This is a genomic window from Streptomyces sp. NPDC023481 (genome assembly GCF_055560195.1).
In genome coordinates, this window is sequence record NZ_JBVHJE010000002.1 from 420823 (window position 1) to 447094 (window position 26272).

The 26272-nt window shown below is 69.6% G+C and carries 32 protein-coding genes; 3 read left to right on the forward strand and 29 right to left on the reverse strand.

Annotated features, from left to right (window positions below; genetic code table 11):
• Positions 1-39: 39 nt before the first annotated feature.
• The 11 genes from ACZ3ZD_RS06120 to ACZ3ZD_RS06170 all read right to left on the reverse strand — a co-directional run bounded on the left by ACZ3ZD_RS06120 (position 40) and on the right by ACZ3ZD_RS06170 (position 8721).
• Positions 40-417, reverse strand: coding sequence for a Rieske 2Fe-2S domain-containing protein (locus tag ACZ3ZD_RS06120; protein WP_467394043.1), 378 nt, complete (start codon positions 415-417; stop codon positions 40-42).
• Positions 405-1823: an iron-containing redox enzyme family protein gene (locus ACZ3ZD_RS06125; RefSeq protein WP_467394045.1), complete on the reverse strand. Its 1419-nt coding sequence runs from the start codon at positions 1821-1823 to the stop codon at positions 405-407. The genes ACZ3ZD_RS06120 and ACZ3ZD_RS06125 overlap by 13 nt, the downstream gene beginning before the upstream one ends.
• Positions 1824-1894: 71 nt before the next feature.
• Positions 1895-2980 (reverse strand): 50S ribosomal protein L11 methyltransferase, encoded by a 1086-nt coding sequence (locus ACZ3ZD_RS06130; RefSeq protein WP_467394047.1) that lies wholly within the window; start codon positions 2978-2980, stop codon positions 1895-1897.
• Between the two features lie 286 nt (positions 2981-3266).
• Positions 3267-4043, reverse strand: a complete 777-nt coding sequence (locus ACZ3ZD_RS06135; protein WP_467394049.1) for a 2OG-Fe(II) oxygenase — start codon at positions 4041-4043, stop codon at positions 3267-3269.
• An 80-nt stretch (positions 4044-4123) separates the two neighbouring features.
• Positions 4124-4681, reverse strand: coding sequence for a methylated-DNA--[protein]-cysteine S-methyltransferase (locus tag ACZ3ZD_RS06140; RefSeq protein WP_467394051.1), 558 nt, complete (start codon positions 4679-4681; stop codon positions 4124-4126).
• Positions 4682-5046: 365 nt separating this feature from the next.
• The gene (locus tag ACZ3ZD_RS06145) at positions 5047-5841 is read right to left on the reverse strand and encodes an MGMT family protein (protein ID WP_467394053.1); all 795 of its coding nucleotides are present in this window, start codon (positions 5839-5841) and stop codon (positions 5047-5049) included.
• Positions 5838-6431, reverse strand: a complete 594-nt coding sequence (locus ACZ3ZD_RS06150) for an RNA polymerase sigma factor (RefSeq protein ID WP_467394055.1) — start codon at positions 6429-6431, stop codon at positions 5838-5840. The genes ACZ3ZD_RS06145 and ACZ3ZD_RS06150 overlap by 4 nt, the downstream gene beginning before the upstream one ends.
• Positions 6432-6690: 259 nt before the next feature.
• A complete protein-coding gene (locus tag ACZ3ZD_RS06155) occupies positions 6691-7098 on the reverse strand; it encodes a PIN domain-containing protein (protein WP_467394057.1) in 408 nt (135 codons plus the stop codon).
• The gene (locus ACZ3ZD_RS06160; protein ID WP_397959236.1) at positions 7095-7328 is read right to left on the reverse strand and encodes a type II toxin-antitoxin system VapB family antitoxin; all 234 of its coding nucleotides are present in this window, start codon (positions 7326-7328) and stop codon (positions 7095-7097) included. Before ACZ3ZD_RS06160 ends, ACZ3ZD_RS06155 begins: the two co-directional genes overlap by 4 nt.
• 284 nt (positions 7329-7612) lie before the next feature.
• On the reverse strand, positions 7613-8077 hold the full coding sequence (locus ACZ3ZD_RS06165) for a hypothetical protein (RefSeq protein WP_467394061.1): 465 nt from the start codon (positions 8075-8077) through the stop codon (positions 7613-7615).
• Positions 8078-8253: 176 nt separating this feature from the next.
• The gene (locus ACZ3ZD_RS06170; protein WP_467394063.1) at positions 8254-8721 is read right to left on the reverse strand and encodes a hypothetical protein; all 468 of its coding nucleotides are present in this window, start codon (positions 8719-8721) and stop codon (positions 8254-8256) included.
• 1034 nt (positions 8722-9755) lie between these two features.
• Here ACZ3ZD_RS06170 and ACZ3ZD_RS06175 point away from each other — a divergent pair.
• On the forward strand, positions 9756-10013 hold the full coding sequence (locus tag ACZ3ZD_RS06175; protein ID WP_132783601.1) for a type II toxin-antitoxin system VapB family antitoxin: 258 nt from the start codon (positions 9756-9758) through the stop codon (positions 10011-10013).
• The gene (locus tag ACZ3ZD_RS06180) at positions 10010-10423 is read left to right on the forward strand and encodes a PIN domain nuclease (protein ID WP_132783600.1); all 414 of its coding nucleotides are present in this window, start codon (positions 10010-10012) and stop codon (positions 10421-10423) included. The genes ACZ3ZD_RS06175 and ACZ3ZD_RS06180 overlap by 4 nt, the downstream gene beginning before the upstream one ends.
• An 11-nt stretch (positions 10424-10434) precedes the next feature.
• On the opposite strand, the gene ACZ3ZD_RS06185 is transcribed toward ACZ3ZD_RS06180, so the two are convergent.
• Positions 10435-12117: an SWIM zinc finger family protein gene (locus ACZ3ZD_RS06185; protein WP_467394067.1), complete on the reverse strand. Its 1683-nt coding sequence runs from the start codon at positions 12115-12117 to the stop codon at positions 10435-10437.
• 984 nt (positions 12118-13101) lie between these two features.
• On the opposite strand from ACZ3ZD_RS06185, the gene ACZ3ZD_RS06190 reads away from it, so the two are divergent.
• Positions 13102-14589, forward strand: coding sequence for a hypothetical protein (locus ACZ3ZD_RS06190; protein WP_467394069.1), 1488 nt, complete (start codon positions 13102-13104; stop codon positions 14587-14589).
• Positions 14590-14702: 113 nt separating this feature from the next.
• Here ACZ3ZD_RS06190 and ACZ3ZD_RS06195 read toward each other — a convergent pair whose 3' ends face one another.
• The 17 genes from ACZ3ZD_RS06195 to ACZ3ZD_RS06275 form a co-directional block, all read right to left on the reverse strand.
• Positions 14703-15230 carry a hypothetical protein gene (locus ACZ3ZD_RS06195; protein WP_467394071.1) on the reverse strand — a complete coding sequence of 176 codons (528 nt, stop codon included), beginning with the start codon at positions 15228-15230 and terminating at the stop codon, positions 14703-14705.
• Positions 15227-15508 carry a hypothetical protein gene (locus ACZ3ZD_RS06200; RefSeq protein WP_467394073.1) on the reverse strand — a complete coding sequence of 94 codons (282 nt, stop codon included), beginning with the start codon at positions 15506-15508 and terminating at the stop codon, positions 15227-15229. The genes ACZ3ZD_RS06195 and ACZ3ZD_RS06200 overlap by 4 nt, the downstream gene beginning before the upstream one ends.
• A 54-nt stretch (positions 15509-15562) precedes the next feature.
• A complete protein-coding gene (locus tag ACZ3ZD_RS06205) occupies positions 15563-16645 on the reverse strand; it encodes a DUF4192 domain-containing protein (protein ID WP_467394075.1) in 1083 nt (360 codons plus the stop codon).
• A complete protein-coding gene (locus ACZ3ZD_RS06210; RefSeq protein ID WP_467394077.1) occupies positions 16642-17154 on the reverse strand; it encodes a hypothetical protein in 513 nt (170 codons plus the stop codon). Before ACZ3ZD_RS06210 ends, ACZ3ZD_RS06205 begins: the two co-directional genes overlap by 4 nt.
• Entirely contained in the window at positions 17151-18161 is a 1011-nt protein-coding gene (locus ACZ3ZD_RS06215; protein WP_467394079.1) for an N-6 DNA methylase, read from the reverse strand. The genes ACZ3ZD_RS06210 and ACZ3ZD_RS06215 overlap by 4 nt, the downstream gene beginning before the upstream one ends.
• 88 nt (positions 18162-18249) lie before the next feature.
• Positions 18250-18381 (reverse strand): hypothetical protein, encoded by a 132-nt coding sequence (locus ACZ3ZD_RS06220; RefSeq protein ID WP_467394081.1) that lies wholly within the window; start codon positions 18379-18381, stop codon positions 18250-18252.
• Positions 18382-18615: 234 nt separating this feature from the next.
• Positions 18616-19254: a hypothetical protein gene (locus ACZ3ZD_RS06225; RefSeq protein ID WP_467394083.1), complete on the reverse strand. Its 639-nt coding sequence runs from the start codon at positions 19252-19254 to the stop codon at positions 18616-18618.
• A gap of 281 nt (positions 19255-19535) precedes the next feature.
• Positions 19536-20165: a hypothetical protein gene (locus ACZ3ZD_RS06230; protein WP_467394085.1), complete on the reverse strand. Its 630-nt coding sequence runs from the start codon at positions 20163-20165 to the stop codon at positions 19536-19538.
• Entirely contained in the window at positions 20162-20290 is a 129-nt protein-coding gene (locus ACZ3ZD_RS06235; protein ID WP_467394087.1) for a hypothetical protein, read from the reverse strand. The genes ACZ3ZD_RS06230 and ACZ3ZD_RS06235 overlap by 4 nt, the downstream gene beginning before the upstream one ends.
• On the reverse strand, positions 20287-20787 hold the full coding sequence (locus ACZ3ZD_RS06240) for a hypothetical protein (RefSeq protein WP_467394089.1): 501 nt from the start codon (positions 20785-20787) through the stop codon (positions 20287-20289). The genes ACZ3ZD_RS06235 and ACZ3ZD_RS06240 overlap by 4 nt, the downstream gene beginning before the upstream one ends.
• 62 nt (positions 20788-20849) lie before the next feature.
• Positions 20850-21191: an HU family DNA-binding protein gene (locus ACZ3ZD_RS06245; protein WP_467394090.1), complete on the reverse strand. Its 342-nt coding sequence runs from the start codon at positions 21189-21191 to the stop codon at positions 20850-20852.
• A 165-nt stretch (positions 21192-21356) separates the two neighbouring features.
• Complete coding sequence (locus ACZ3ZD_RS06250) at positions 21357-21767, reverse strand: hypothetical protein (RefSeq protein ID WP_467394092.1); 411 nt, start codon at positions 21765-21767, stop codon at positions 21357-21359.
• Positions 21768-21785: 18 nt separating this feature from the next.
• On the reverse strand, positions 21786-22514 hold the full coding sequence (locus ACZ3ZD_RS06255) for a hypothetical protein (protein ID WP_467394094.1): 729 nt from the start codon (positions 22512-22514) through the stop codon (positions 21786-21788).
• Between the two features lie 34 nt (positions 22515-22548).
• Positions 22549-24039, reverse strand: coding sequence for a DNA cytosine methyltransferase (locus ACZ3ZD_RS06260; protein ID WP_467394096.1), 1491 nt, complete (start codon positions 24037-24039; stop codon positions 22549-22551).
• Positions 24040-24244: 205 nt separating this feature from the next.
• A complete protein-coding gene (locus tag ACZ3ZD_RS06265; RefSeq protein ID WP_467394098.1) occupies positions 24245-24865 on the reverse strand; it encodes a hypothetical protein in 621 nt (206 codons plus the stop codon).
• Between the two features lie 93 nt (positions 24866-24958).
• Positions 24959-25243, reverse strand: a complete 285-nt coding sequence (locus ACZ3ZD_RS06270; protein WP_467394100.1) for a hypothetical protein — start codon at positions 25241-25243, stop codon at positions 24959-24961.
• A 94-nt stretch (positions 25244-25337) separates the two neighbouring features.
• On the reverse strand, positions 25338-26261 hold the full coding sequence (locus ACZ3ZD_RS06275; protein ID WP_467394102.1) for a helix-turn-helix domain-containing protein: 924 nt from the start codon (positions 26259-26261) through the stop codon (positions 25338-25340).
• Positions 26262-26272: the final 11 nt, after the last annotated feature.

The following is a 26272-nucleotide window of genomic DNA, read 5'->3' on the forward strand; positions in this document are numbered from 1 at the left end:
AACACCGGCCGGCGCCGGGGCGTTGCAGTGGCCGGCCGGTCAGCCGGCCGCCGCCCGCGGGCGGCTCAGACCGGGCGCCAGCGGCCGGTGTTCCAGGCCGACGGCGCAGTCCCCGGGCGGGGCCGGCCAGCCGCCGGCCGGCGGGCGCTCGGGGAAGACGGCGGTGACCCGGTCGCCCACCCGTACGGCCGGGATCTCCGCCCGCATCCGGGCCACGGAGGTCCCCCGCTCGTGCCAGGGGCACACCAGCCGGATGCCGTCCTCGGACACCCCGGCCAGGTGCAGGGGGCCGCCGCGGTGCGAGCACCGGGCCCGCATCACCAGGCCCCGGCCGCCGACCGTCGCGTAGACGTACGGCGTCCCCTCGATGACCACGCAGTTGTCCCGCCCCTCGGCGGCGAAGGTCACGACAGGCACTTGCGGTAGTCCCCCACCGAGTGGATCTCGTAGACGCACTCGTCCGACTCGATGTTCGCGCCGTGCAGCCGGTTGCGCTTGATGACGACGCCCTCGCCGGCCTGGAGGGTCAGCGAGGAGCCCAGGCCGCTCTCGAAGCGCATGGTGCCGGAGACGATGTGGCACAGCTCGTCGCCGTCGTGGCAGTGGGTGTTGGACAGCTCGCCGCGCGGTTCGACGAGGTGGGCCACGGGCGCGTCGACCTTGCCCTGCTTGAGCCCCTCGAAGACCGGGCCGTGCAGCTTCTTCAGCTCCGGCTGGGCGTCCATCCACGCGATCTGCTCGGAGAAGTCGAAGTCGCCGACCTCCAGCAGCACCCGGTACTCCTCGATGCCCCGCACGATCTCCGGGATGATGCCGGTGCCGTGCGCCTCCACCAGCGGCTTGATGATCTTCTCGCGGGCCATCCGGCCGTGGTGCTGGTCGATGTGCACGTGCTCGGTGAAGTAGGTGGTGTCCACCGTGTCGCCGAAGACCTCGCGCAGCAGCGTGTCGGCGCGGCGGCAGAAGTCCACCAGGGAGCTCTCCGTGTAGTACAGCGCGCCGACGTAGCGGAAGAACAGCTCGTGGTTCTTGCCCAGGTAGTGGAAGTAGTTGTTCAGCAGCAGGCTGCTGTTCAGGTAGTACTGCCAGTACCGGTGCAGGTCGGACTCCAGGCCCACCGACTCCAGGGTCCGCTCGAACAGGGTGCTGTGCTTGGTCTCGTGGACGCCGTAGCCGTACTCGTCGATGACGACCTTGAACCACTCGGACTGGGCCGGGCCGTAGTAGCCGAGCACGTTGCGCATCATCGGCGAGGCCTCGGAGAGGAAGTCCGGCGCGAACTGCACCAGCCACATCCGGGCCGCCCGCTCGGGGTCGGCCGAGCCCAGGATGGTCTTCTCCACCGGGGACTGCTCCTCGCCGCCCGCGGTGTCGAGGGAGTCCAGGTAGGCGTCCAGGCTCTCGGCGGTCCAGTTGCCGGAGGTCTCCACCTCGTCGTCGAGGAAGCCGAAGGCGTAGCGCTCCAGCGCCGGCCGTATCCGCTCGCCGAGCGCCCGGTTGGCGGGGCTGTAGAACGCCCGGAAGTCCTCCTCCTTGCCCTTCAGCCCGGACTTGGGGAAGAACACGAGGTCGGCCTCGTAGATGGAGGTCAGCAGCCGCTGCACGGCCAGGCTCGGGTAGTTGAGGATGTTCTCCCGGCCCGGGACCGCGTCGTAGTCCAGGTGGGGCAGCACCTGCGGCCTGAGCTGACGGCGGTAGGGGTTGTCGTGGTTCAGCCAGTCCAGGTTGTCGTGGTAGATCGGGGCGGTGGCGTACTGCACGATCGCGTCGCGCAGTTCCGCGCCGCTGAGTTCGAACGGGACGTGCGGGGGGACGTGACTCATCGCTTGCTCCCTAGTCCTGGTCCAGACAGGTACGGCCGCCGGCTCGTGGCCGGTGCCGGGGTGAGGCGGTGTCAGATGCTCGCGCGGAGGGTGAAGTCGCTCCAGCCGAGCCGGAGGGCGACCGTCTCGCCCGCCTTGGTCGGCACGGGCTTCTCCAGCGGGACCCAGCCCTGCATCCAGTGCGAGCGGGGGTTGTCCGGCGGGTTGGACAAGGTGATGCCGTTGCCCATGTCCAGCTCGAACCAGACCGCGAGGGCCTGGGCCTCGCCGTCCGCCGAGGCGGTCAGGGCGAGGGGGCGCTCACCGGGTTCCAGCGGGTCGCGCACGAGGTCGAACTCGACCAGCGTCGCCGTCTCGGACAGGAACCGGTGCGGCCAGGTGTCGAGCCGGACCGGGAAGTGGCCGCGGGTCGCGAGCGTGTTCATCAGCGAGACGTCGAAGCCGCCGGCCGTGGTGACCTGGTTCAGCTTCAGCACCGCCTCGCTGCTGACCAGCCGGCCGTGCAGCCGGGCCGCCGAGGGCAGCAGGATCCCGTCCGGCTTCAGCAGGTGCTCGCGTGCGTGGCGCAGGGAGGGCAGCAGGCCCTCGCCGATCAGGCCGCAGTCGACGATCTCCGACACCAGGACGTCCACCGGTCCGCCGAGGTCGCGTACCGGGTCCAGTTCGGTGGACGGCTTGCCGATGACGGTGATGACGTCGGACAGCCCGTGCGCGTTGACCACGTTCCGGGCGATCTCGGCCAGCAGCGGGTTCATCTCGCAGGTGAACACCCTGCTCGCGCCGGCCCGGGCGGCGGCCATGGCGAGCAGTCCACTGCCGGAACCGATGTCCAGCACGGTCGCCCCGGCCGGGATGCCCCGCTCCAGGGCGGTCATCAGGGCGGTGTTGCGATCGGTGTCGTTCAGCATGGCGAAGTGCCAGCGTGGAACGTTTCTGCGGGCGATCTGCGCGAAGACCTCCGCGTCCAGGGACAGCTCCTCCGGGGGCATGTTCGCCAGCGCCGACGCCTGTTCGGCGAGCGCGTTCATCTCCTGCGCGAGCGACTGGAGCAGCGCCGCTCCCAGACGGTACGGCGAACCGCTCGCCGGCGTGGTCGCCGGGACCGGTCGGGCCTCGTGCTCCGCGGGCGTGGCCCGTGCCTCTTGTACGTGCCGCATGTGTGCCACTGCTCCTTAACGCTGTGTCGCCGGGTTGACAGTGGTACGAGGCAGGAAGCGAATCCTCCTTGCCGTCGCACAGCCACCGTAGGTAACCGCCTTGTTGCCGAACTTCAGCGGTTCTCCAGCCGGTGCGGCAGTTTCCGGAGCGGGGACGGGCGGCCGTGACCAGACCCGGTTGCCGGGACCGGGGCTCCGCTGGAGCCAGGCGGCAGAACCGGGCCGGTATACGGCGGTCGTCCACGGGTTCGCCGTGGCACGGGACGAACCTCCGGGCGCCGCCGGGTCAGCGGGCGTCGTGGAAGATCACACCGAGTACATGGCGTTGCCCGCTGTGCACGGCGCTCACCCCGTGGCGCAGCATCACCCGGCTCCAGCCGCGCGCGGAGCGTACGGGGCGGTGGTGGACGGCGAAGATCAGCCCCTGCCCCTGCGCCGGGCGCCGCACCAGGGGCCGGGACTGGGCGCGCGGGCGCTGCTCCACGAACACGCTCTCGCCGCCGGTGAAGTCCTCGTCCGGCCGGTCCAGCAGCACCGCGACCTGGAGCGGGAAGGTGAGGTCGCCGTACACGTCCTGGTGCAGGCAGTTGTAGCCGCCCTGTTCGTAGCGGAGCAGCAGGGGGGTGGGCCGGTGCTGGCCGGCGGCGGCGCAGGCGGCGACCAGGTCCTCGTGGCGGTCGGGGAACCCGGGCTCGCCGAGCCGGTCGGCCCACGTGTTGGCGATGCGCGCCAGGGGCGGGTACAGCTCCCGGCGCAGGGCCCCGACCGGGTCGGGCAGCGGGTGCGTGAAGTAGCGGTAGGCGCCCTCACCGAACCGGTGCCTGGCCATCGTCACCGTGCTGCGGAAGAGCCGCGGATCGTCGTACATCTCCCGTACCCGGGCACACTGCTCGGCGGACAGCAGGGGCGGGGTGAGCGCGACGCCCTCCGCGTCCAGCTCGGCGGCCAGGGCGGTCCAGTCCAGGGGCGGCAGGATGCCGGGCCCGTCACCGCCGGGCGTGGGTCCGGCGGCGGGCCCCGGTTCCGCGAGGCCGGGCAGGGTCGGGGTGTCGTAGCTGTTCACGCGAGTGGCTCTCCGTGGCGGATGGACGGGGGAGGAAGGTGGTGGGCGCCGGCGACGGGGGATGGGCCGACGCCCACCGGTCAGGGGGCCGCCGGGCCGTCGCCCGCCTCCAGGCCGAGCAGGAAGCGCTTGGCGTCCAGGCCACCCGCGTACCCGTTGAGACCGCCGGCGGAACCGACGATCCGGTGGCAGGGCAGCACGACGCAGACCGGGTTGGCGCCGAGGGCCGTGCCGACGGCGCGGGCGGCCCGGGGCCGGTCGAGCGCGGCGGCGAGCTGCCCGTACGTCGCGGTGCGCCCGTACGGCACGAACGCCTCCAGCGCGTTGACGGTCTGCCGGCTGAACGGGGTGGCGAGCCGCAGGTCCACCGGCACGGTGAAGTCCCGGCGGGCGCCGGTGAGATAGGCGTCGAGCTGGTCCCGGGTCTCCGCCAGCACCTTCAGCGCGGCCGGGTCCGCGCGCTCCTCGGGTACGGCATGCAGCCCGCCCCGGGTGAGGCGGGCGACGGCGAGCTCCACCGCGCCGTAGCAGCACAGCACGAGCGCGTCGGCCGTGGCGGCGAGCACGAGCGGACCCAGCGGTGTGGGGTGCACCGCGATCGCCGCCGCGGTGTCGCCGGGGGTGAGAGTGGTTCGCAAGACAACTCCGTGTTCGTCGTGACTGTCGTGTTCGTCGTGACTGTCGTGTCGGTCGGTCCGGTGGTGGCCGCCGGTCCGGTGGTGGCGGTCGGTCCGGTCGCGGCGGTCGGTCCGGTTGTGTCGGCCGGTTCGGTCGTGCCGGTCGGTTCGGTCGTGCCGGTCGTGGCGGCCGGTCCGATCGCGGCGGTCGGTCCAGTCGGCCCGGTCGTGGCGGCCGGTCCGGCCGGTTCGGTCGTGCCGGCCGTGCCGGCCGTGCCGGTCGGTCCGGCCGTGTCGGTCGGTCCGGTCGTGACGGTCGGTCCGGTCGTGACGGTTGGTCCGCTCGTGACGGTTGGTCCGCTCGTGACGGTTGGTTCGACGGCCCGTCATACGGTGACCGGCCGGCAGCTCTTGCAGGCCCGGTACCCGGCCCGCCCGGCTTCCCGGGCGGTACGGAACGGCACCTGGTGGGGCGGGGTGATGCGGCGGGCGTGGGCGCAGGTGGGGTGGCAGTAGATCCGGGTCGTGTCGCTGCCGAGGAACACCACACCGCGCCGGCGCAGCTCGGCCACCCGCGCCGGGTCGACGCCCTCGGCGGCCCGCAGCGCCTCGCCCGCCGCGGGCAGGTGGCCGGCGTCGACGGGGATGCCGTTGTCGTACGTCACCCGGTGGCAGGGGATCAGCACCGCGGCCGGGTTGTGCGCCAGGGCGCCGAGCACGTCGTCGGGGGCCACCGCGGCCTCCCGGGCGATCCAGCCGAGCGGGCGGAGCTGCCCGGCGGGGATGGTGCGTACGGCCTCCAGCACGGCCCGGTCCACCGGGCCGAGCGGGGACAGGTCGATGGGCAGGCGCCGGGCGCGGCCCGTCCGCAGCGCGGTGACGACCCCGGGGAACGGCCTGGCCGTCCGCAGGGCCGAACGGCGGGTCCGGGAGCGGTGCAGTTCCTCGAAGCCCGGCGCGGTCAGCCCGCCGCTGTCCAGCGCGGCTCCGGTCACCGCCTCCGCGCTCGCCGCCACGAAGAGACCGCCGGCGGCGGTGTCGAGGCGGACATAGGTGTCGTAGTGCTCACGCGGGACGCCGACGCGGCGCAGCACGCGCACGGCGAAGTCCGCCGGCGGTTCCGTGACGAGTCCGGCCAGGCCGGGCCGGGCCGCGTCCGCCACCTCTCGGTCACTCCTCATGTCGTCACCTCCTCCAGCACGGCCGACTCCGGCTCCAGCAGCCGGCGCAGGCCCTTCAGGCCGCGGGACACCTGTGCCTTGGCCGTCCCGACCGCGCACCGCTGTACCTCGGCGACTTCCGTGTAGCTCAGTCCCAGCACATGCCGGAGCACCACGGGCGTGCGGTGGTGCTCCGGCAGTTCCAGCAACGCCATGACCAGTCGCCGCCGGTCCTCGGCGAGCGCGGCCCGCTCCTCCGGTCCCGGCCTGCGGTCCGTCCAGGCTTCGCCGGTGTCCTCCGGGGGCACGCCCGTCAGGGCCGGCCGGCGCGCGCAGGTGCGCAGGTGGTTGCGCCAGACGTTGGCGGCGACGGTGAGCAGCCAGGCGCGCGACTTGAGCTGCCGCCGACGCTCGGGGTCGTAGCCCCGCAGAGCGGTGTAGGCGCGCAGGAAGACGTCCTGTCCCAGGTCGTCCGCCTCGGTGGCCGAGCCGGAAACCCGGAGCAGGAACGTGTACACGGCCCTGCCGTGAACCCGGACCAGCTCGGTGAAGCCGGCATCGAGGTCCACGGCCAGAAGCTCGGTCAGCTGCCGCTCGGCCTTCTCATCCATCACCGAACAGAACACCGCGCCGCGCCGAAGGGTTGCAACCGGCGTCGTCGACGGCATGAACGTCGCCCTGTTGAACCCCGGCACCGGGGCCTGCATCAGCGGCCCCACCTGCAATCCCGTCACCGGCTTGACCAGGTTCAGCCAGCGGACCCGCAACGGCTGGGGTGCTTCCCCGGCCCCACACGGGCATAGGTGACGCACCCCGGAGACATCGATCACCGAGGGCAGAAGCCGACAGACGCGTTCCTGCCTCCGGAGATCAGGCTCGTGCGTCTCGCTGCTGGACTTCCTTGAGGACTCCGGACACCGTCGCGAAGTCGTTGTCCACGTGGAGGACGGTGTGCCCATGGTGTACAGCTGTCGCACACACCAACAGGTCGATCGCTCCCGCCGCCCGATGCTGGCCCCTCTGGGTCAGTTTGTACTGGGCGGTGTCGACCCACCGCCAGGCGTTCTTCGGAACCGGGGAGAGCAGAAAGAGCGCGTCCAGTTCCTCGGCCAGCTCATCTCGGTGAGACGGGCTGGTCGCCGAGTAGAGGAATTCGGCACGTGTCGGCTCGCAGAGGTGGAACACCCCAGCGGCGATGTGTCCCTCCCAGGGTCGCAGCGCACCTGGAGTACGGAACAGATGCCACAGAGCCGAGGCGTCCACCAGATACGTGATCACTCGAAGACCTCGCGCCGCGCACGCTTCTCGGCTTCATGCGCCGCTGCGGCCTGCTCGAACTCGCCGCGCTCACCTCGCGCGGCCAGCTTCTCCGCAGCCTCAAGCCTTCTGATCCGCGCCACGTAGTCCCGAAGCGCCGCGTTGACGGTCTCCTTCTTCGTCGTGGCACCCATGAGCCGCATGGCCTCGGCCAGCGCCTCGTCGTCGAGATCAATCTGAGTAACGGACACCGGACACCTCCCATGTACGCAATGTATGGCATCAAGATACATCGCCAACATTGCTACGCCCACCGCTCGCAACAGACCGCTCAAGGGAGGGCAGGATGCCGAGGTATTTCCCCTCGGACTGCTTCCCGGCGCAGGCGGATCAGCGGCGCGGCAGGTCGCCGCCCATCCGTCTTTGTCGGTCTGTTCCTGTCGGCATGCGGATCTCTGCCCAGTCCTCCACAGATCACCTCTTGTCTCCCGACCTCGTCGCCAAGGTCAGGGTCAGAGGAAGATCACCAAGTGGGTCACTTTGATCCGCCGTCAGCGGGTCGCCGTTCGGCCGTCGTCGAGACCGCCTGGTACGAGAGGCGGGCCATGGTGAGGGCGGCTTTCCAGTCGGGTGTGACGGGGTCTTCCGGAGGGAGACCGCGGCCAAGGACCTGCGCAGCGTTCAGCACGGCGGAGGCGAGCTCCGGAGCCGTCGTCCGAGCGACGACGCCGTTCTTGCCGGCGACCGACAGACCGTTCTTGGTTCGTCGAACGACAAGGCCGAACGAGGTGTCGGCACCGGTGAAGGTGAACACACGCCTGTTGCCCCGGAGAAAGTCGCCCAGGCTGTCCAGCAACTGGACGACCGCAAGGTAGATCATCATGCCCTGATCGGGAACGTGGCCGGCCGAGTCGGCCGTGCCGAGGTCCCCGGTGACGGCCATGTCGCCCAAATCGAATCCGTGGGCGTCGCCCTGGCCAGGCCGTACGGTGAACCGCACAGTGATCACGGTGTGCAGCCCTTTCCCAAGGTACGGATCCGGCGTGCCGGATCGTACGCGAAGGATCGCGCCCTCGGGAACAGACCGTCACGCCACTGCGGCAGCTCGTCGAGACAGACTTCCGCAGTCCAAACGGAAGCCGTGCAGCTCGGGAGCCCAGCCAGCTTTGACGAACATCACGGCCGCCACCGGATCAGAGCAGGCATGGCAGCGTGGTCGGTGCCTTCCATTGTCACGACGACTTCCCGGCCCGTCGCCGTTCCCAGCCAGGTCACGAAGGCGTGAACGGGGGCGAAGGTCGCCTTGTCGACTACGTCGGAAGGATCGAAGGTGAACTCGATCTCTTCGATGTCGGAGAAGTAGCAGGTGAACCGCACACCGTCGACGTCGATGGCCAGGCTCGCCGATTCCTCCGGATCCTGCTCGAGTCGGGACCACACGGCAGAGCCGTCCAAGGCACCGCTCTCCGTCGTGCCGGAGAGCGTCCAGGTAAGCACATGGTGTCCCGGGACCGAGCGCAGCCCGTCGAACATACGCCGCCAGTCGTCGATCGTGGTGTCGAGGACGCAGACGTCCCGCAGTGCTCCATCTGCGACGAAGTCCTCTGCCCGGTAGGCCGGTTCGGCCTCGGGCTGCCACGCCATCACAGGAATCCTCCGAAAGTGAGTTGACCCCCATGCCAACTCCATCGGGCGCCCCAGCCCCCGCCCCAGCCCTGTCCCGCCTGCACTCGCAGTTTCAGAGCAGCCACGCTCTGTGAGCCAGCCACCTTGTATACGGGAGATTCCTCGGGCCATCTTCAGTACGGGCCGTTTCCCCCGCCCCCGACGGCCGCAGAGCCCCCCAGCGATCAAGGCGACTCGCTCGCCTGCCAAGCCCACCCGCCAGCCCCGCCCGTCGGGGCCGGAGGGCGCCTCAGGCGCCGTTGAACTCACGAGCAGCGGATTCAGTCCGTTGGCCCAAAGCCCTGAATCCGCGCCCTTGATGAGACGCTTCTACAGGTCAGAGACCTGCATGGTGGGGCGGGCGGGACTCGAACCCACGGCCGACGGATTATGAGTCCTTTTCTGATCTTCCGATCCGTCCCGGCCTTTGCCTCGCCCTTCCTATAACCGCAGGTCAGAGGCCATCCGTCGTTCTGGCTCTGCGCCGGCCTTCCTGCTCCTTCCGGGCCCTTCCGTCCCCTGCGCGTCCCCTGGTGGTCCAACGGAATGGCCATAGGCGTCCCCACCACCTCCGCCGGCGAGGCCCTGCCGCGGCGCTGGACACGCGGCGAGATGGCCACGGCGCCGTCACCGCCCCCGCTCACTGGCCGAGGTCGGCCAACAGGTCGCCGAGTACCGCGTCCTCCTCGATGCGCACGCCGAGGGACCACGGCGGGTGCCGTGCGCGGCGGGTACCGAGTGAGCTGACGCGGGATCAGGACCACGGGTTCACCTGCGTCCGTCGACCAGTCGAGAGCGTGGGTGTGGGCCGAGAGCGAGACGGTGGAGGAGGGGGCGTCCTTGAGGAGCCCAGCCGCGATCCATGCCTCGCGACGCCACTCGGCTGCGGCAGCCCCGGTCGACATTCCTTGCGCCGGGCTGCTGCCAGGCCCCTCGTAACGGGCAACGCGCACCGTCGAACATACTGGATCATGTATATTGATATATAGCCGCGTATACACATGGAGGCGCCCATGAGCCGCACCGTGATCGATCTCGACGACGAGGCGCTGGAGGCCGCTGCCAAGGAACTCGGCACTACGACCAAGCGCGACACCATCAACACCGCCCTTCGGGAGGTCACCGCCCGCTACCGGCGACTGCGCGCTCTCGGAGAAGCCCGCGAACTGGTCGCGGAGGGCGCCCTCGACATGGATGTCCTCCTCCACAAGAGCAAGTACCGGCCCACCGGCGGGCCGGACGGTGTTCGCGATGCAGGAGCGGATGAGTGACCGTCGCCGACTACCTGATCGACACCTCCGCCATCGCCCGCGTCCTCCTCGGCCGGACGACGGCCGAGTGGGACGACAGGATCGGCGCGGGGCTCGTCGCCCTGTGCGACATCACCGAACTGGAAGTCCTCTATTCCGCACGCTCGGCGGCGGACCGGGAACGTGTGAAGCGCACGCTGAACGCCCACTACACCTGGTGCCCCATGCCCGACGGCATCTACCGACGCGCACGCGTCGTCCAGGAACTGCTCACCGTCAAGGGCGAGCATCGCAGTGCAGGCCCCGTCGACCTGCTGGTCGCCGCTGCGGCGGAGGAGGCGGGGCTGACGCTGCTCCACTACGACCGCGACTTCGAAACGATCGCCCGTGCGACCGGACAGCCAGTACAGATGATCGATCTCAAGGACTGATCGCACTCCATTCACAGCCCGTAGCGGTCGAGGATGCTCATCAGCTTCCGCCTGCGCTTCAGTTCCGTCCGCAGGCCGGTGAGATACGCGGTGAACGCCTCCTCGGTCCCCAGCGCGCGATGACAGTCGCGAGCACCCAGCAGCAGCCGTGCCAGGTGCTCGTATGCGCGGTCGCCGGTCGGCTCCTTCAGCCGCTCGACCAGCCGCAGGTATACCGCGAGCGCCTCGGACGGACGCGTCCCGCGCGACAGGTCGGCGAGTCGCTCCCACTGCTGGTCGTCGGCCCGGCCGGCCGCCTCCCGCCAGGCGGCGTCCAGGTCGCCGTCGTCGAGCAGTGCGTCGATCAGAACGGTCCCGCCGTACCAACCGCCGCGCTCACGGCGGGTGTCCTCTTCCAGGGCGGCCAGCGCGGATGCTCGCTCGTCCTCCCAGCACTCCGCCGCCCGGGCGGCAACGCGCAGCTGCCGGTAGGCGGCCAGGGACCGCTCGACACGGAACCGGGCCCGGCGCACCCCGACCACGTCCGCCGACCGCTCCGCCTTCACGTACCGGGCGCACACGTAGTCGGCCAGGCGGCCATCGATGTGCGTCTCGGCGGCGCAGTCCCGCAGTCCGCGCTCCGCCCAGGCCAGCGCCTCGTCCGCGCGGCCCGCCGATTCCAGCTCCTCAGCGATGTGCAGATGCGTGGCACCGGACGGGTCGAGGTCCTGTGCATACAGGGCGACCAGCGCGTCGACGTCACCCTCCGCCTTGACCAGACGTTTCATCAGATACCGCTCCGCCCAGCCGGACGGGCTGCGCCGCCGCGCCTCGGTCGCCAGCTGCCGCATGCGGGCCAGCCCGCCCGGCCCCAGCACCTCGGCGTAGTCGAGCGGATCCAGATCCGTCACCTCACTGTCGTCGCCGAGTACGTGGCCGACCAGCCACTCGGCCAGCCGCTCCGGGTCGGTGCGCGCGGCTCCGCATGCTTCCAGATGGGCCGCGGCCACCGCGGCCGCGGCCTCCCCGACCACGCCGTCGGAGTCGTCGATCTCCCGATAGGCCTCCCCCAGCAGCCGGATCGCCTCCTCGGCCAGGCCGACCGCGTGCGCCGCTCGTCCGTCGGCGCTCAGGGCGCGCAGTGCGGCCGCCGCCTCTGCCACCTGCCGCGCATACCCGGGGGCATCGGCGTACTCGACATATCCGTAGCGGGCGAAGGGGCGCGGATCGATCAGGGTCATGATCCGGTCCCGGAGCGTGCCGAGGTCGGAGTGAGCGGCGGCGGCCCGCAACTCCAGTCGCCTGCGCAGCCGTCGGTCCTCGGCGATCTGCTCCCGCACCAGCGCCAGGAGTTCGTCACGTGACAGCGCCGTGAGCCACGCTTCCAGCCCGGAGGCGCGCGCCTGTGCCACTGCCCGCTGGTGCGGGATCGTCTTCGCCCGCCGCAGCACGGTCAACCCCACGGCCACACAGTGCTTGCAGAAGTTGCCCTCCTGCCCGTAGGGGCAGTCGCACCATCCCGAGAGCCCGTCGTCCCCGCCGAGGGTGAGCTCCACCTCGTAGACATCCGTACCGTGCACCACGGCGGTGACCGAGCCGTCCCCCACCTCCAGACCGCTCACCGCGTCCAGGTACCCCAGCCCCCGCTCGAACGACCGAGCCCCCGCAAGCGCCCGCAGATCGTCCTCGTCGAACCCCACCACTTTCCGTGCCACGCCCGCCATTCAACCGCGAAGCGGCAGGTGCGGAATGCGTTCCCCTGCCCCCCGTTCGGCCCCGGCCTCGATCTCGCCTGTGTGTTCCCGTTTCGCGGGTCAGACGGGTAGCCGCTGTCGAGCCCTCGCTCCAGCCGAGGGGGCAATCCCGAAACCAATGGACACGGCCGCAGTCCCGGTGAGCCGAGATCAGCGATACGCCGCGCCAAGAGCTGCGGCGGCCCGGCGTGCGGAAGAGGCGACAGAGAGCCTCGCGCGACACTTTCCCTCCACGGCACCGATCAGGTGATACGGCTGATTTCGCCTATGACTCGTATGTCGCCCGCACCGTGTCCCCTGTGTGTCTCCTGGATCTTGGTCTGAGGGAGTGAAGGAGGGCCGCCACGCTGGCGTGGCGGCCCTCCTTCATACGTTTCCGCAGGTAGAAACGCTTCTGCATCTGCGGTGCCTGGTGGGGCGGGTGGGACTCGAACCCACGGCCGACGGATTATGAGTCCTTTGGGGATCTTCCTCGATCTTCCTGATCCTGCCCTTCGCTTCCTATTACCGCAGGTCACAGCCGTGCTGGCATGCGCCTGTGCCAGCACCCTTCCCGATCTTTCCGGGTCCTTCCGGTCCCTTGCGGCCCCTGGGCACCTTTCGGGTCCCTGGAAGACCCCTGCCCCGGGTCCCTGAACGTGTGATGAGAGGGCTGCGGCGCCGCCTCATTCGCGAAGGCGCTGGTCGCCGCCGCGAGAAGCGGCCCGGTTGAATTCGGCCACAGCGGAGTGCCTTACCGATGAGAAGGGCTCCGCCCTCTTCGCCCGAGGGTGGAGCCGCGCGGCGTTTTCGCAGGTCAGCCGCCTACTCACACCGTAGCAAAGCCACAGCTCCAAATGACGCGGGCGTAGCGACCTGCTAGCTCGCTACGCCCGGGCAGCTCTGGTCGAGAGCACCGCGACGGCCGCTATTGTGAGCCACCTCATTTGCCGGTGAACTTGTTGCATGCACCGCTGGACAGCGTTGAACGACCGGCAGCTCACACTCCTCAGAAACATCGCCGACGGAAAAGATCCCAGCGCCCAGGACCCGGGCATGCGGCGGTCAACCTATGCACTGCGTGATCGAGGTCTGGTGACGGTCAGTCGTCAGGGTGGCGGCTGGCAAACGCAAGTCACCGAGGCTGGTCAGTTCTACCTGGAGCGCGGTCATCATCCAGAGCATCCGACACTTGGCAGTGTTCCGGGTGAAGCGTCAAAGACCTCGGTGACTGTGGCGACGGGCACGGGCGGCGTTTCCGAGACGGCAACTGCACAGCTCCGACGCAAGGGCAAGACGACGCAGAAGAAGCCGCCAACGCCCCATAGTGAAAGGCCCATCCCCGTGGCGCGCCGGGCGCAGGCAACCAGGCTCGTCGAGCGATTGGTCGCAGAGCACCATGTTGTCATCTCGGAGCCGGACGAAGCTGAGATCATCGAGTGGCGGCGTGTCGTCGACTTTGCCAAGCGACACGGACTTGCTCCGCCGGGCAAGCGCATCGAGAAGCAGCGACTGTGGAATGCGGGTCGGGACCTGCAAATATCGCTGGTGGATGGCCCGCACGCCAACTCGGGGCGCAGGTCCTCGGTGGACAACCCGCGAGTTCCAGTACCTGCGCAGTTGCGCTCGCCGCACCGCGTCGTGGCGGGGTTGCGAGATAGTGAGCGCCGGCTTCTCATGCCGCCCTCCCTGCGCCGCCGGGCTCTGCTGATGCTCCAGGGACTGGCCGCAGAAGCTGAGCGCCGGGGGTACAAGGTCCGAGAGCATCCCGCCCCCGAGCGTGACAATCGTTCAGCGCACTACTACAACGGCCGGTACTTCCCCGCGAGCTGCCGCGAAGGGGTGCTGGACATCGTCGTCGATGACTTCACCTGCAGCGTCACGATCAAGCAGGAGTTTCCCCAGTCTGCTGACCCAGATCGCTCTCAGCAACTCGCCCTGGACATCGGTTACAGCCGATCCCATAGGCAGCACCACTGGGGCGACCGCAAGCGGTCGAAACTCGAGGACGTCCTGGGGATCGTGCTTCGGGAACTAGAGACCCGCGCCGTCGAGGAGCGGCAGAGGGAGTTGGATGAGAAGCGAGCGAAGGAAGAGCGCCGTGTCCGATGGGAAGCGGCCATAGCTGCCGCCAAAGACAAGGCTGCTCAGGCTCGCTTCGGGACGATTCTCCGTGAGCAAGCAAAGCATTGGCAGGAAGCGCAGGCGCTCCGCCGGTATTGCGACGCTCTGGAGTGCCGGCTGGATTCAGCGACGGAAGAAAGTTCAGACGTCGAGTCGGCGCGTTCCTGGTTGCAGTGGGCACGCGAATATGCGGAGGCTCTGGACCCGCTGACGCAACTGCCGACCATGCCGTCTGGGCTTGCGTTCGAGCCTGAAGACCTCAAGCCCTACCTCAAGGGGTGGAGTCCGTACGGACCAGAAGCACACACATCCATGTGGAACTCCGTCTGACGGGGACGGTGTAGTAGCGCAAGCATCGTCTCTACCCAAAGCGACGGGCAGGGCGCCACCCCTTCTGGGGTGGCGCCGCATGGTCCCTCCACGGCCGGCAGATCTTCACAGGGCTACGTGGTCATGTGTCCCCCTGGTGGGTTTGCGGAGTCTACGGCCGAGGCGCCCTCGGCCTGCTCGAGGCGGTGGACCGCAGCGACCTCAGCAGCGAAGGCCTGCCGGGCCTGCTCAAGGCGTTCACTGTGTTTCTTCAATGCCTCCCGGGTCCGGGCGAGGGCTGTTGCCTGGCGTTTCTCCAGTTCGTCGAGCCTGGCGATTTGGCGTTCGGAGTGAGCGATTTCCTCTGCTCTCCGAAGCGCCGCAGGTCGACGAGTCACCGACCTGCGTGGCGTAGTACGCCTCTTGTTCATCTGGTCACGGGCGAAGGCGAGGAACTCGTCGCGTGGGACGTACTTCATGCGTCTGTCGCCGATGCCGGTCAGCAACGCGACCTTCGGGAAGTTTCCGTGGCGTTTGGCCCAGTTGCTGACCGTGGAGCGAGTAACGCCTACAAGCTCGGCTCCGGCAGCAAGGTTGATCAGTTCATCCTCGCGTCCTTTGTACTCAGGACGTAGCCATGTGACGGACTGGTGCTCGCTCACGCCGCCTCGCTCGCGTCGCACTCGAGAGACAGCGCCTCGATGAACTCCGTTGAAGACCGCCTCTTCAGCGGCCCGATGAGGAGGTCGTAGCTGCTTGCTGGTGCCAGGATGGTGGGTCGGTATTCAGGTGTCGACTCGGGCTGAGGTCGGCGGGCGCAGCCGGAGTGGCCCCAGGCGATGCGCCAGATGTCGCGGTAGTTGCTGTCCTTGTTCCAGTAGTGGGGCGGGTAGGTCGTGTGTCCGGCGATGGCGCCGCGCAGTTCGTTCGTGTGGGTCACGGTTCGCTTCTGGTCAGGTGGCCCCGGCGCACGGGGCCAAGGCTGCGGTGGTGGTCAGAGGGTGCGGAGCGCGGCTTCGTCGTCGGCGTGGTCCTGGGCGGCCGCGGTGCGGAAGACCTCGAGGAGGCGGTCTACCGGCACGTCCTGATTGAGTCCTTGGTGGAGGTACTGGGCCAGCAGGTAGTCGCTGTCGATAGTCATGGCCTCGCGGAGGGCGAGGCGTGCGGTGGCGGTGTCGTCCTGTCGCCACATGACCCAGGCGAGGAGGGTGAGTAGGGCGGGGGCGAGTTCGGTGTAGGGGGGCACGCAGCGGCGGGCGAGGTCTGCCCAGAGCTGCCGCTCGTACGGCAGGTCCGCTTTCGGTCCCCAGGAGAGGGCGCGGTCGCGGGCGCGCCGGTCCTGGAGGCCGAGGATGATGCGGGCGGCGGACTCGTCGGCGATGGGAGTGCTGTTTCGCACGTCCTTCAAGGCCCCGTCGATGATGTTGAGGGTGCCCTGCCGGGCGATGAGTCGGCCGCGGGGGGTGCGGCTATTGGTGAGGAAGTCGGTGCTGGCCTCATGGAGGGCTCGCCGGTAGCGGGCGGCGTTAGTGTGGGTGGGCCGGTACTCGTTGGCGATCTCGCTGCTGAGGCGGCCGGGTATGCGGCCGAGAGCCCGGAGTTGGGCGGTGACGCTCTCTGGGTGGTCGCCGGCGGGCAGGGGGGCACCTTCGCAGCAGCCGGGCCAGTGGCAGGTGTAGTCCCACCACTGGTTTCCCACGATGCCGAGGACGAGCTTGACCGGAGCGTCGCCGAAGTCGCAGAAGGCGTCGACCATCCAGTCAGCCATGTGGCCGAGAAGGTGTGCGGTGGTTTCAGGGGTCTGTCCGGGCTGTGGGGTGCGGTAGAGGCAGACGACGACGTCGAGGATGTCGATTCCGCGGCCTCGGGTGGAGTGGATGAATTCAGGAGCAGCGGCTTCGGCGAGAGGACGCCATTGGGTGGGGTCGGCAGGGAACGGCAGGGCCATGACGGGTCCGGCGAGGCCGATGTTGGTGATGCCGTGCAGGACGAGGGTGTTCTCCGGGGTGTAGCCGAGGAGGAATGGCATCAGTTCGAGGAAGTCGCTGGGGCTGGCGATGCGGAGGGGCTGGGTCATGTCGCGGGTCCTTCGGTTGGGGTGTCGGTCTGCTGCGTGTCGGTGCTTGTGCTGACGCGCTTGGGCTTGCGGGTGAGTGCTGGAAGCAGGTCGTCGTGGACGAGTGCGTCGAGGTCGGCGGCCAGGTCCTTGCTGTTGCGTGTGGCGAGGACGGCGTTCCAGGTGCGACCAGGCTGGAGCCGGGCATCGTTGGCGGCTTGTGCTTCTGCCTGCTCGATGTCAGTGCCGTCGGGGATCGGCGGCAGGTGGGGGCCTGCGGTGATCCAGGTCTGGACGGCGAGGCCGCGGGGCTGGACGCGCAGGCCGATGCGGTGACCATCGGGGTGGTGGTAGGCGGCGGTTCGGTCGGGGGTGTCGGTGTCCTCCTTGCGCCAGGGCGGGTCGAGGGTCGGGGCGACCTGGTCCAGGGGCGGCACGTCGATCTCGTCGCGGGGCCCGGCGAAGGCCGGGCGCCGGCGGCGTGGTGCTGGGGTGGTGCCGGGTCGGTCGAAGGGATCGGGTTCGGTCACGCGGCGTTCTCTTTGCTGGGCATGAGCTGGTCGAGGATGGCGAGGGCGCGGCGGTGGGCGACGATCGTGGTGGCGGTCTCGACGTACCGGTCGCGCTGCTCGAAGGCTTCTTTCGCTTCTGCGCGTGTCTGGGCGTAGTCGTCGTCCGGTGCGAGGGAGTCGGCGCAGCCGATGAGGCAGTGCGGGCCGAGGTCCCAGATGATCGCGTTGACGGCGGCGCACCCGGCGGACAGCGAGTCGATGTCGTTGCCGTACCAGTGGAAGTCGTGCGGGTTGAGGCCGAGGTCGCGCAGGCGCTGGGCGACGGAGCGGAACATGGTGCCGGAGCCGACGGCGGGTTCGCGAAAGGACATGCCGGGTTGGGCGAAGTCCTTGTCCACGGTCATGTTCGCCATCAGGTCCGTGATGCACGCCGGCGTGTGGTACTCGCCGCGCCACTTCTTGTCGCTCTTGTGGCGCAGGCCAGTGAGCAGGGGGCTCAGGACGTCGGCTTCGGAGCGTTGCCCGGGATCGTCGTGGCCAGTGAGGTCGAGCAGGCCGGTGTTGATGGCCGCGCGGGTGACGGCGTGGACGGCGCGGAGCTGCTGCTTGTCCGGGTCAGGGTTCCAGGCCCAGTCGTGTAGGCGTATCGCGCGGTTGATCAGGTCGGGGCGCTTGATCCAGTGGCCGAGGTAGATCTCCTTGAGCAGCTGCGGGAGTTGTTCGGGCTGGAGGTTGAGCAGCCAGTCCGCCAGGCTGGGGACGTTGCGCAGCAGGCAGAGCCCGGCGACCGTGCCGAGGGGTACGTCGATGCTGCTGCCGCCGAAGGACTGGTACCAGGCGTCGAGGACGTTCTCCGCGATCTTGCGGGCGTGCTCGTGCGGGTCGCGCGGGGCGGCGTAGCGACGGGCGGAGATCTTGCCGGTGGGGCGGGCCTTGGACTTGGGCGGGGGCTTCTTCGCCCACGACGGCGCGGGCCGCGCGGCGGTGGCCGGGGCTGCGGCGCGGGGCAAGAAGTCGTCGGACATGGGGGCGGAATCCTTTCTGCGAGCGCGCATGGGGCCGCCCCGGTGCGCGGTGCGCAGCGGGGCGGCGTGGGCTGGTGATGGGTGTGGTTCAGGCGCTCTGCTGGAGGGAGCGCAGCGTGGCGAAGATGCCGCGGACCTCGACCGCGTACGCGGCTTCGGGGTGTCCGGCCTGACGCAGGCCGCTGATGAGGAACATCAGGGCTGCCTCGTCGGCGTCCATGTCGCCGACGAGCTGTTCGAAGGTGGCGTCGCGCAGTTCGTCAGGCCGGTTGTCGTAGCCGACTCGGAGGGTCTGCTCGATGTCGGCGAGGGTCGCTGCGGTCTGCTTCTCGGTGAGGCCCAGAAGAGGCAGACCAGGACGCCAGGGTGGCGTCGTCGACGGGGAGCTTCATGGGGTTGGCGCCTTTCTCGAGGGCCGGGCCCGACCGCACAGGCGACCGCGGCCCGGACAGGGTCAGGAGGTCGGGGTGGCGGGGAAGGGGTTGTCCCGGTGGTCGGGGTGGCAGGCGCCGTACAGGCCGCCCGGCAGGCGTTCGGTGAGGACGCCCCATCCGGCCCAGCGCATGACCGCGAGGTAGCCGAGGTCTCCGCCGGCGAAGCCAGTACGGGCCTTGGCCTCGGGGTCCGGCGCGATGAATACCCAGCCGGGGAAGTGGCCGGTGTCGTCGGGCAACACCTGGAAGCCGGGGCGCAGCTCGTGGACGCCGTCAGTGTGAATAGGCGGGAGCCCGGCGGCGATGAGGATGCACACGGCCTGCCGGACGTAGGGGTGGTCGTGGCACTCGGGCAGGGTGCCGATGCCGGTGTGAATGGGCTGCTGGTACGGGGTGGCGCCGACGCTGGCCTTGTAGATTTCCATCAGCAGTTGGGCGTCGTCGCGGCGGCCGGCGTGACGCATGGCGATGTTCGCGACGATGGCGATGGAGTGCCGGTCCTGGGTGAACAGGCGGCGGAACTGCTCGACGGTCATGCCGGTGGTCATCTGTACGCGGGCGAAAGTGTGAGAGGCGAGGCGCACGGCGTGTGCGACGTGTTCGGGGTCGAGTCCTATTTCGTCTGCGAGTTTGAGGACTCCGGGTGAGTAGTTGGTCATGGGGCTCTCCAAGAGGACGCTTGCGCGTATGGATGCGCCCCCGGCGGTGGGCCGGGGGCGCAAGGTGCTCGGGTGTGGTGGAGTTAGCTGCGTCCGCCGCATCCGGCGTGGCCGCAGCCGCCGCAGAATCCGCATCGGTTGCATTCACACGGGCAGCCGTGCATTTCCGCTTCCTTTCCATTCGGCATTTCCCGAATTCGTTACTTATATCTTAATGGCAAATACCTCCAAAGCAAGTTTTACCGCTTTACATTCCAACTAATTCAGAGAATTCGAAATCCCTAATTCGCGGCGGGAGGCAGCAGCTCGGGCCACTTCACCGCTTCCAGCGCCCGGCGGTGGGTGTCGGGCACGGGCACGGTGGGGTAGCCGAGCCAGTCCAGGCCCATCGCGGCGAGGATCGTGGCGTCCGCCTGGTCGTAGCGGCCCGACCCTTCGCACTCGACGCCGTACCGCTCTACGGCCACCGCGCGCACCATGCCCTTCGCGATCCGGGCCCGGTCCTTCCGCGGGTAGTCCTGAGCGGGGTTCGCCCGCCCGGTCGCGTAGATCGTGCGTCCATGTGGGGTGACGACGGCGTACGGGATGCGGTGGCGCCACAGGTACTGAGTGACCAGCCACCACAGCCCGGCCAGTTCGTGGTGCCCGGCCTGGCCACCCTGGGCGTAGGCCGCGCCCTCGACCACCACCAGGTCCGCGCTGTCCTTCACGCTCAGCGCGACGGCCGACAGTAGCCAGTCCAGGCGCTCATGGCTGCGGCGGCGCCCGGGCCGGCAGGCGCGCGCCCAGTCCGTTCCCGCGATGCCGGTCGAGGTGAGCGACAGATCCAGACCGATGACGCGCGGCTGCCACTCCCCCTTCTCCTGCACGCTGGGCAGGGTCACCGGGGCGCTCTGCAGTTCGGCGGTCACGCGGCACCCCCTGCTTGCCGGATGACGTCGGCCATCGGCAGGTCCTTCCGGAACGGGGAGCCCGTCTCCGCCTCCCAGTCGGCGTACTCGCGGGCCAGCTCGGGGCGTTGAATCCGACCGCTCACCGGCTGCCCTCGCCAGTGGTCGTGCGGTGCTTGGTGATCAGCCGATCGGCCTCAGTCTTGGCCGGGCCCTTGTTGCGGTGGGCCCACTCGCCGTCGTATCTGCCGAGCGGTCCCCACTGGTACCAGCCGGTGTCGTGGTAGCCGTCCTTGGGGTTCCTGCGGCGGTAGCTCAGCTCCCACCAGCCGTCGCGCCAGCGCCACAGGCGCTTGCCGTCGGTGTCGCTTACCCAGCCAGCACGCTCGGCCAGGGCCTGAAAGCGCGCCAAGTCGGTTCGCAGCACTGCCGCTTCGGCGGCGGCGTCCAGGTTCCGCGCGACGGCGCGTTCGGCGCCGCCCGGTATGGATGCGGGCGAGTGAGGGCGGAGGCCGAGCTGTCGCACGGCGTTGTCCCTCTGGCGGGCGACGCGTCGCAGCAGACTCGCCGCGCCGTATATACCGCGCTGCTCCAGCCATTTCGCGGTGGCTTCGATCTCGACCCCCACGGAACGGTCATTCATTTGTCGATCTCCTTCGGCGGGGCCGCCCGCCGTAAGACCGGGCGGCCCCTGGTGTGCAGCGGCTACGGGCGGGTGGCCTTGGGGGTCTTGGGGTCCTTCTGGATGCAGTTGCCGGAGGCAGGCATGGCCCGGCGACCTGCGACGAGGTCCTGGAAGCGGACGCCGGGGCGGAACTTCACCACCCGGCGCGCGGCGATTTGCACCGGCTCCCCCGTCTGCGGGTTGCGGCCGGTGCGGCCCACGCGCACCACGGGGGTGAGGCTGCCGAAGCCGGTGATGGAGACGGTTTCGCCTGCGGCGACGGCGCGGACCATGGCGTCGAACGTGGTTTCCACGGCCAGCGTCGCTTGGGCGCGGCTGCCGATCGCCTCCGCCACCACCTTGATGAGCTGGGCCTTGTTCACGAGTTCTTCCTTTCGCTTCGCGGGATGGGCCGCAGGAGTGCAGGGCGGGTGAGCCACGCGGCAGGCAGAGGCCTCAAGGCGTAGCCGGGCTCCGCGTGGCAGTCACACCTGGAGTCAGAGGAAGCTAATCGTTGATGCATGAATGTCACCTATCTCGCTGAAAAATCAGGTGCCGGTGGCGCGCTTGCGGGCCCGGCGGGCCTGCTGGGCGAGCCGTCCGGCCTCCAGACACAGGGAGCAGGCGCGCTCCCCGCGCCGGTTGTGGGCGCGGGCCCCGGCTTCGGTGCCGTGGGTGATCGGGCGTCGCCCGCGCTCGCGCAGCTCGCCGGGTCGCGCGCCCTCGCAGGTGGCGAGGACCTGCCCGTTGCGCCACAGCCGCCCGCCGCACACGCCGTCGAACAGGCTCACGCTCGGCAAGACCAGCTCGACGCACTGCGCGCGGAACGGGCAGCCTTGGCAGACGGAGAGGAGGGAAGCGACCAGCGGCGTCGTCGGGTCTTCGGCCGCCGTCTCCTCGGACGTGAAGCGGGAATCCCCGGCGCAGGGGGCCGTCCGGACCCACCCGTTGCCGCTCATCTGCTCCTCCTCCGTGAGCTAGGCGGTCGGCGGTAGCGGCATCAGGCGCATCTGGTCGCTGGTGCTGAAGCCGTACGGGTGGAGGTAGTCGCCGGGCAGGGGCATCAGGTGCCGGTCGGACAGAGCCGGGAGGGCGAGCATTTGGCCGAGCAGCCGGGTCAGGGCGGTGTCGTAGGCGGGCGACCAATTCGGTCGCGGGACGAGCACCCGTGTGCCGTCGTCGGCGACGCCTTCGAGGACCTCGATGATCCGGCCTGCCCTGCGGCCATCGATGATGACCGCGGTGGCCTCGGGGTGGTGTTCGCGCACAAGCTCGGCCACGCGGGCGGCCCTGTCAGGCGGGGGCAGCTCCAGCAACCAGGAGTTGCCGTCGGAGGCCGTGTTGCGGTGGACCGACGCCCACACCGGGGAGGTGTAGGGGGCGAGCGCGGTCTGCAGGTCGGACTCGATCTCGTCCACGATCAGGTCGAGCGGGTGCTCGCCTTCCCCTTCGCGGTTGTCCCACAGTTCGGGGCACGTCCCCAGCGGGCTCGGCTGCGCGCCCAGCACACCGTGCAGGTCGAGGGTGCGGGAGCCGTAGTAGGCGAAGGTCACGTAGACGGCCTCCGGGCAGGCGGCGCGGATCTTGGCGGTGATGTGGTCGAGCACGGCGACGCAGTACGCCTTGTCGATTCGCAGCCGCTCGGCCTCCAGGTCCTCGCGCTGCTCGGCGAGGACGGCCAACTGGTCATGGGCTGCCGGTGTCATGGCAGAGATGTCCCTTCTTCTTCGGGGGTGGTGGTCAGGCGAGGACTGGCTTGAGGCGTTCGCCGATCCAGCGGGCGACGTTGACCGACACGGCGTTGCCGGCCTGCTGGGTCTGGGCGGCTTTGGAGCCGACGACCTCGTAGCCCTCCGGGAACCGCTGGGCCGACAGCTGCTCGCGTGGCTGGAGCATGCGGAAGTAGCAGTCCTCGAGTGCGGGCGCGCTGCGTACGATGGCCGTCGAGTCGCGGGTGGACAGGGTGTGCAGGGGTTCGGACGCGGTCTTCGCCGCCGCCTTGCGGTACGGGATGACCAGCGTGTTGCGGGCCTGGGAGCGCACGTCCCCGCCGGGCACGACCAAGCCGTGGTGGCGGGCCGTGGCGATGGTGCTGAGCGGGGCGTCGATCGGCGCGGCGTCGCAGTTGTTGCGGAACTCCACGATGAACGGGTCCACCGTCACCAGGGCTTCGCTCTCGCGGGTGGTGCGGGTGCGCATCGGCTCGTCCGCCGAGGAGGCGGTGTCGTTCCACGAGTCTCCGACCGGCACCAGGAGGGCTTCGCCGAGCTTGGCCGTGCGGGTGGGCAGCGGCCGGGTGTGCGGGGCGAACGCGCGGTCGGTGCCGTCCTTGCCGTGCGTGAGGGTGACGACGGACGGCTGGTAGGGGAACTTCGCCAGCCCGGCGGCGATCCTGCGCATCGTGTTCGGCACTAGCGGCTTGGCCCGGTCCCCGATCCGCTGGCCGATGTTGTCCCACATGATCACGTCGGCGGCGGGTCGGACGTACGGCTCCACCAGCGCGTGGCCGCAGCGGGTGTTGGGGCACCGGTAGTCGTACTGGACGCCGTACTTGCCCACCTTCACCCGCGGGTCGCGCCAGCTCTGGCGTGCCTTGACGTCCCGGCCGCACTCGACGCAGTACGCCAGCGGACGCGGCGCGAGGTCGGGGCGGCGCACGCCCGCGAGGGTGAACACCAGGTAGACGCGGTCGCGCCATTGCGGGGCGTACGGGTTGGTCTCGGAGCCGATGTGCGCGGAGGACACGGAGACGATCTGGACCCGGTAGCCGAGCTTCTTCATGGCGCGGATCCACTCCGGGAACAAGATCCAGTCCGTGACGAACTCGACCACGTTCTCCACGACAACGCAGGGGAACCGTTTTGCCTCGGCGGCGCGCAGCACGCACCAGGCGGTCACCCGGGTCATCTCGAAGGCTTCCGGCGGCAGCTCGCGCCACTGCTCCTCTTCTTCGAAGAGGGCGTCCTGTATGGGATCGGGGCGCTTCTTCCCGCCGGCGGGGCTGATCTCGGTGCAGATGACGCTAGCCCACAGGACGAGGGCCTTCGGGAGCCAGCGCATGGGGTAGTTCCGGATGTCGGCACAGCGCGCGGCTGCGGTCGGATGGTTGAACTCGAAGGTGTCGACAGCGGTCTGCCAGTGGTTGATGCCCAAGATGGGGTCGAATCCGGCTTCGAGCAGGCCGGTTGCGTCTCCGCCCGCTCCGCAGAGCAGGTGGATGGATCGGGGCACGGGTTTGTCTCCAACATCTGGGGCCGCACGGCCCGGCGGGCCGGGCGGCCGTGGTTCAGGACTGGTCAGGGGCGCGTAACGCGCGGTTGTGGCGGCTGTCCTCGATGCCGAGGGCGGTGAACGCCACCAGGCCGAGGGCGCACACGATCAGCAGCCAGATCACCGCTCCGCGCTCCCGATGGGACGCGGGGCGCGGCGTGGCCGGTCAGCCATCGCTGACGGTGACGCGGACGGTGGTGATGTGTCCCGCGCTCTCGAACAGCGCCAGCGGGTAGCCGTCGCGCTCGGACCGCTGCCAGACGCGGCGGTAGCCCTCGTGGTCGGTGAGCCGCTTCGACCACTCCGTGAACCGGGTGATGGCGGTGGCCGGGCCTTCGATCCCGGCGGTCTGGTTGTGGTTGGCGCCGTACGGCGAGGTGTGCGTGGCGGAGACGATCAGCCGGGGTGCGCGGCGGAGGACGTCCAGCGAGTCGATGCGGGCGAACAGCGGGATGAGGCTGTTGCCGTGGTGGCGCTGCGGGCCGTTGGGCGTGGAGTCGTACAGCACGGTGTGGCGGGCCGGGTCCTCGCGGTGCTGGCGCAGCGCGTGCCAGCCGTTAACGTCGGCCGGGTCCTTGGGAAGGGCGTCGGTAGAGGCGATGATCAGCTCGGTTCCGTCGCCGAGGTCGGCGCGGACGTGGTACTGCCCGCCGCAGGTCTCCAGATCGGTGATCCATCCCGAGTAGCGCAGGGGGGTGATGAGGTGCCGGTAGGCGTGGAACAGCCGCTGCCACTGCGGGTCGTTGAGGCGGTTGTGGTCGGGCAGGGCCGCGATGGGGGTGGTCATGGTCTGGTCTCCAAGAGTGTGTGCACGGCGGGCACGCATCAGACGCGCCCGCCTGCCTTGAAAAATGTCACCTATCTGAGGTGAAAGCGGATGTCAGATGGCGGGCAGTTCACTGCGGGCGAGGATCTGCACCGCCCACATCCGCCCACCGGGTGTGACGACGCAGCCGACCGCGCGCCCCCGGTAGGGCAGAACGAAGCCACTGCCGCCCTGCTCGGCGCGCAGGTCGCTGACGAGTTCACGGACGCCGTGTTCGGCGCACTCGGCCGAGCAGTACAGGGCGCCGCCGAGGCGCGGGGTGAGGCGGGGGCCGTGGATCACTTCAGCGACCACGACGTAGGCGTCGGGGGCGGGAGTGAGGGTGTCGGTGTCGGTCACTGACAGTCTCCAAGAGGTCGGTGAGTTCGGCCAGTTCCGAACTCATACTTATATTTTATTTGCAGACACGGAGGCGTCAATGTTGCTGATCTTGCTAACCGCCCTGTCTGCGCCAGGAGTTGGACGCTTGTTCCCGTCCCATGCGGGCGAGTTCCCGGGTGCGCTGGCGGGCCATCTCCAGCGCCTGGGGGTCCGTCTGCGCCACTCGGCGCTCCTGCTCGGCGAAGAACTCCCTCAGCCAGTCCTGCTGCTGGCGGTGGGCACGGTCGGCCACCTCGCGGCGCACCTGCTCCCGCCCGGCACGGGGGTTCGTGCCGCACCCGCGGCAGTTCCCCACCGGCTCGGCGTGCTTCGGGCAGCCCCTCTGCTGCTGCTCCCCGCGGCGCGCCTCGGCCTCGCCCGCGGCGTCAGCCGTGGGGGTAGGGGGGTGAGGAAGAGAGGAGGAAGGAGGGGGAAGAGAAGGGGTTTCCCCAGGGGAACCCGCTCGGTTTCCCTGCGGCAACCCACTGGGTTCCCCTGGGGCAACCCTGTCTTCGGGCTCACCAGGGTTCCCCTGGAGCAACCCTGTCGCCTCCGCACCTCTATGCACCGCACGGGCTTCCTCGCGGGCGACGACGTCCTGCTGGGTGCGGGCGGCCGAGGATGGTTTGCGGCGGGAGGTCTTGCGTGCCAGCCGGGGATTGGTCGGCGCGCTCTGCGCTGCACGGCGCCGCTCGACCAGCTCCTCCGTCGACGGGATGGGCGGCACGCCATGCGGGAACACCCGGTACTCGGCGCGGCGGCCGACGCGGCCGACCGAGATACGTTCGACCAGGCCCAGGCCGACGAGCTGTGTGACGACCGTGATGACTTGCTTCTCCCCCACGCCGGCCCAGGCCATCATCCGCTCCAGTCCCGGCCGGGCCAGCCGCGTCTGATCGTCGGCCGAATCCGCGATCTTCATGAGGACCAACTTCTGCGTGGTGTTGATCACCTCCTTCGGCAGGTAGGCGGCCACCACCATCAGCTGGATGCTCACCGGCACCTCTC